Origin of the sequence: Vibrio floridensis (assembly GCF_021852965.1) — a bacterium.
GTDB lineage: Bacteria > Pseudomonadota > Gammaproteobacteria > Enterobacterales > Vibrionaceae > Vibrio > Vibrio floridensis.
In genome coordinates, this window is record NZ_JAKGCY010000039.1 from 1 (window position 1) to 3,785 (window position 3,785).

The 3,785-nt window shown below is 39.3% G+C and carries 4 protein-coding genes; all 4 read right to left on the minus strand.

Features of this window, described 5'->3' with window-relative positions; genetic code table 11:
- Nucleotides 1–178 precede the first annotated feature (178 nt).
- Nucleotides 179–1,528 carry a hypothetical protein gene (locus tag LZU85_RS20410; protein WP_154113914.1) on the minus strand — a complete coding sequence of 450 codons (1,350 nt, stop codon included), beginning with the start codon at nucleotides 1,526–1,528 and terminating at the stop codon, nucleotides 179–181.
- 143 nt (nucleotides 1,529–1,671) lie between these two features.
- The gene (locus LZU85_RS20415) at nucleotides 1,672–2,112 is read right to left on the minus strand and encodes a hypothetical protein (RefSeq protein WP_038964936.1); all 441 of its coding nucleotides are present in this window, start codon (nucleotides 2,110–2,112) and stop codon (nucleotides 1,672–1,674) included.
- Nucleotides 2,113–2,250: 138 nt separating this feature from the next.
- Nucleotides 2,251–3,009, minus strand: coding sequence for a hypothetical protein (locus LZU85_RS20420; RefSeq protein WP_237288383.1), 759 nt, complete (start codon nucleotides 3,007–3,009; stop codon nucleotides 2,251–2,253).
- 135 nt (nucleotides 3,010–3,144) lie between these two features.
- The gene (locus tag LZU85_RS20430; RefSeq protein ID WP_419795983.1) at nucleotides 3,145–3,636 is read right to left on the minus strand and encodes a GNAT family N-acetyltransferase; all 492 of its coding nucleotides are present in this window, start codon (nucleotides 3,634–3,636) and stop codon (nucleotides 3,145–3,147) included.
- Nucleotides 3,637–3,785: the final 149 nt, after the last annotated feature.

Below are 3,785 nucleotides of genomic sequence, written 5' to 3' on the forward strand. Positions count from 1 at the left end.
GCTAAGAAGTTAATTAGAACTACTTTTTTAAGCAAATCGAGCAAAATTTTCTCCTAGAGCATAACGCCCAATTAAGGTGTGAAGCACGCATCCACAACACTCAATTTGAACACCTTAATCACTAAACTTAACCCAAACCGAAAATGCCAAGCGTGCTGAATCACTCTTAAATTGTTTGTTAAGTATATGGTTCCAAATTAGTCAAAACTTCGTCAAAAGACCAATCTACAATACCCTCTAAACCATACCGTAGATAGTCGTTCGGAACAGGAGCCATTGGCTCAATCATTTCACCAACTCTTTGTGTAATAGCCTCTTGATGATAGCTAGTTATGCTTTCCCACCAGAGCGGTGAAAAAGCATGATTCTCACATGATGAAATAATGAATCGAAAAAGAGCATCCTCAACACACTGGCTAGAGTTAATAACCTCAGCAAGACTCTGTATGAAAGTATCGCCCACAGCACCACCTTCAGTGTGCCATGCTATTAAGTATCCCCAACCATCAGACATCGGAGCAGAACATGCAGTAACAAGAGACAGCTGAGCTTGCGTGTCGGCTAGGTCTTGAAGTTGATTGCCCATGAAATCAAAGTCTGGATATATTAGCCCAGAAAATGCCATATTGGGTTTACTGCTACACTTAAAAATAACAAATTTCATATCATTATAAGTTTTGTTTATCAGTGTATTATCGTAAATGCTCTTAATTCTAATCAAATTATCCAAGCCATATTTTGTACCTTGGAGTAAATCATTTATAAATTTCCATTCAGCACAATCAGACTCTAAAGCGGAGATTGCCTCATTAAGAATATTCAATGCTTTATTTTTTTCAAAAACCTCTTTACATATAGAACGGTATGCATAGAGAAATACCTGATGTTCTGTGGGAAATAAAATATTGTTATCTATTTCCTCAAACAACTCATTATCATGCTTCTTACAAAAACCACGAAATACTGATGCCTTATTTATACCTTCTTTTTGATATTGAACTGCTGATGATTTCGAAGAAAGCGAACTTCTAGAAAGTTGATATATATGGCTATCCACAGCAATTGCTGATAGAGCCTGATTTTTTTGAATAGAATGCGCTTTGATAATTTGGTTACAACAAGACTCTGAGTCTGGATGCAAGCAGTAGCCTTTCCTTAATACAGAACTACGACCACTATAGAACTTCTTTTTGTTTAGCTTGTTCCTAGTTTTAAGTACAAGCTCCGTCTCTTTTTCTACATTTTTGCTCCATGCAAAATAATAGATAGAGTGTCCATCATTAACTGCTAAATCATAGTGTTTTACGTGAAAATCACTTTTTTGAATCATATCTCTGGAGATAGGAAACGGATCGATTTCCAATGTCTCAATAGTCCATTCATCCCTCTCAATTAAGTACTTTGCTTTTATAAATGCACTCGTACTGTCACTCGCATTAATCCAACATGCTGCATACGCACCTTCTGATTGAACACTATGAGTATTGTTCTTGCGTGGATACACTGTCAATTTGAGAAAAAATATCACCGAACATACCTACTTAAATATACTTAACGCCCAATTAAGGGGTGAGCAACGCTACCACCCAACCTAAAGCATTGTGCCATAAACACTAAATTTGAAGTAGATGCAAAAATGCCAAGCGTTGGGAATCCCTCTTAAATTGTTTGTTATGTTTTTTGAGGCACTACTTTCGAAAACTGATAGTTGATTGTCGCCCCACCGCCACGGTTAGTGATATGAAATTCATGTAGGATTCCATGAACAAGGCAGCAAAGCACACCTATAGAGCCTTCTTTAACTGCCGGGTAAGCCATGAATTCGATTTGCGTTTTTAGTGCTGTGGTTTGCTTGGCTCCATTTACAACAAAGGCAAATTCTTTAAGCTGTGGGTTGTTTGAGTTTACAACGGGCATTCCTTCAAAGATTTCTAGGGATTGAACTTCCTGCCCGCTTGAACGGAGAATATCCAAGACTTTTGAGGCAATGCGTAGGTCTGGTACTTCACCGTTTAGCTTCTCATCTGGTAGCAATATTTCGAATGGAGAAGTTTCCTGTGAGAGCTCCGCTTTACTTTCGATTTCTGGTTTCTTTTTAAATAGTCCAAACACCTTACTCTCCTTTAAAACATAACGCCGCGTTAAGTGGTGAACAACGCCTACCACCAAACCTAAACCATTGTACCTTAAACACTTAACCTAACTTGAACCGAGATTGCCAAGCGTTGTGAATCCGTCTTAAACGCCTTGTTAGCCGTTTTCTTCAGCGTGCTCTACATCTTTAGAAACATGCTTAGAAAACGCCATAAACATGCCGTCAAACACTTCCTCGATGTTGATTTCATCCATGCTCATAGATGGTTTGATTCGCTTTTTGACAATACTTCTCACTTTTAAGTAATGGATAAACCCACAAGCTTTAGATACAAGTAACAAGTCTTCTTCAATGACCTTGAGTATTTCACTTAAACCCTTGTTGTGGACTTCAGATACTTGCTTCTTCAAAAACTCACCAATGCCATTGTCCAAGCGAAACAGCTCTGTATTTTGTACTTGTTCTAAGTAGATTTTCTGCACATTAACCATTTTGCTCGAAACTTCTTTACCCCGAAGCTTATAAGCCAGTATCGGTTTTTCTTTAGCTAGGTTGACTATGGTGTTTTCGTAACCATCGATAAAATCTGATGACAACTGAGGAGTAATTTGTTCTATAAGTTGTGAAAAGAAAGCTAGCATGAGTTGCTTGTTTTCCGCAGGAAAGTCGACACCGTCTATCTTTTTCTGCTCAAAGTATTTTTCACACCTTTTAATATATTGTTCATACAGTTCAGAAGAGTCAAATGCAGACGCCAGAGTATGCGCACGAAATTCCAATAGATAAAACAATGTTTGACGTGTAACTTTAAGGCTCTCTGCACGTACTTTAAAGAAGTACCCAAAACCACCAAGGAGCGCACTCAACGTAATGCCTCCGACCCCAATAAGGGATGCTATCACCTGCACTTCCATATTTCCTCCTTGACGGCTAACGCTGCGTTAAGGGGTGAGTGCCGCCTAAACCAAGTTTCCGCAGACCACTTTCACCACCAAAACTAACCGCATACCAAAAATGCCACGCGGCATGAATCCCTCTTGAACGCCTTGTTATGTGACTAGCACCTTTGATAGGCAGATTGAACGTTTTACACCTACGTACTTTCCATACGCACTCGATTCTGAGTAAGAATTACGTTCATAGAAACTGACTGCTTTAGAGTTAACTCTACGTGTCGACAGAATGGCTTTTTTATACCCTTTGGTAACTGCGTAGCATTCGAGTTGTTTCAGTAAATAAGACCCTGCACCAGATTTTTTGGAATACATTCGTTTTAGTTCACACACTTCATTTTCATGGTATCGAAACACTCCACACGCTACTGCGACAGTGTCTAGATACACCACGATACATCCATCTCTCGAAGAATCAAAAGTATCAGATGCAAACGAGCTTTCACCAGTGTCACTGGTAATTTGAGTAAGTGATGAGTTCAATTCAGCGACCAAAGACTGAAAATCACTGTTACTTGGTTCTAATTTCTTATGCTCGAATTTCATACCTGTCACATAACGCTGCGTTAAGGGGTGAATGCCGCACAAACCAACTTCCCGCAGACCACTTTCACCACAAAGCTCACCGTATACCAAAAATGCCACGCGTGCCAAATCCCTCTTAAACGCCTTGTATGGATAATAACTAACGAATCAGGGTAAGGTGAGACCCAGACTTTAGCTGCAACTAAAGTTCT

Coding starts and splice junctions, on each gene's coding strand:
- LZU85_RS20420 (WP_237288383.1), bottom strand. CDS start 3,009: ATGGAAGTGCAGGTGATAGCATCCCTTATTGGGGTCGGAGGCATTACG.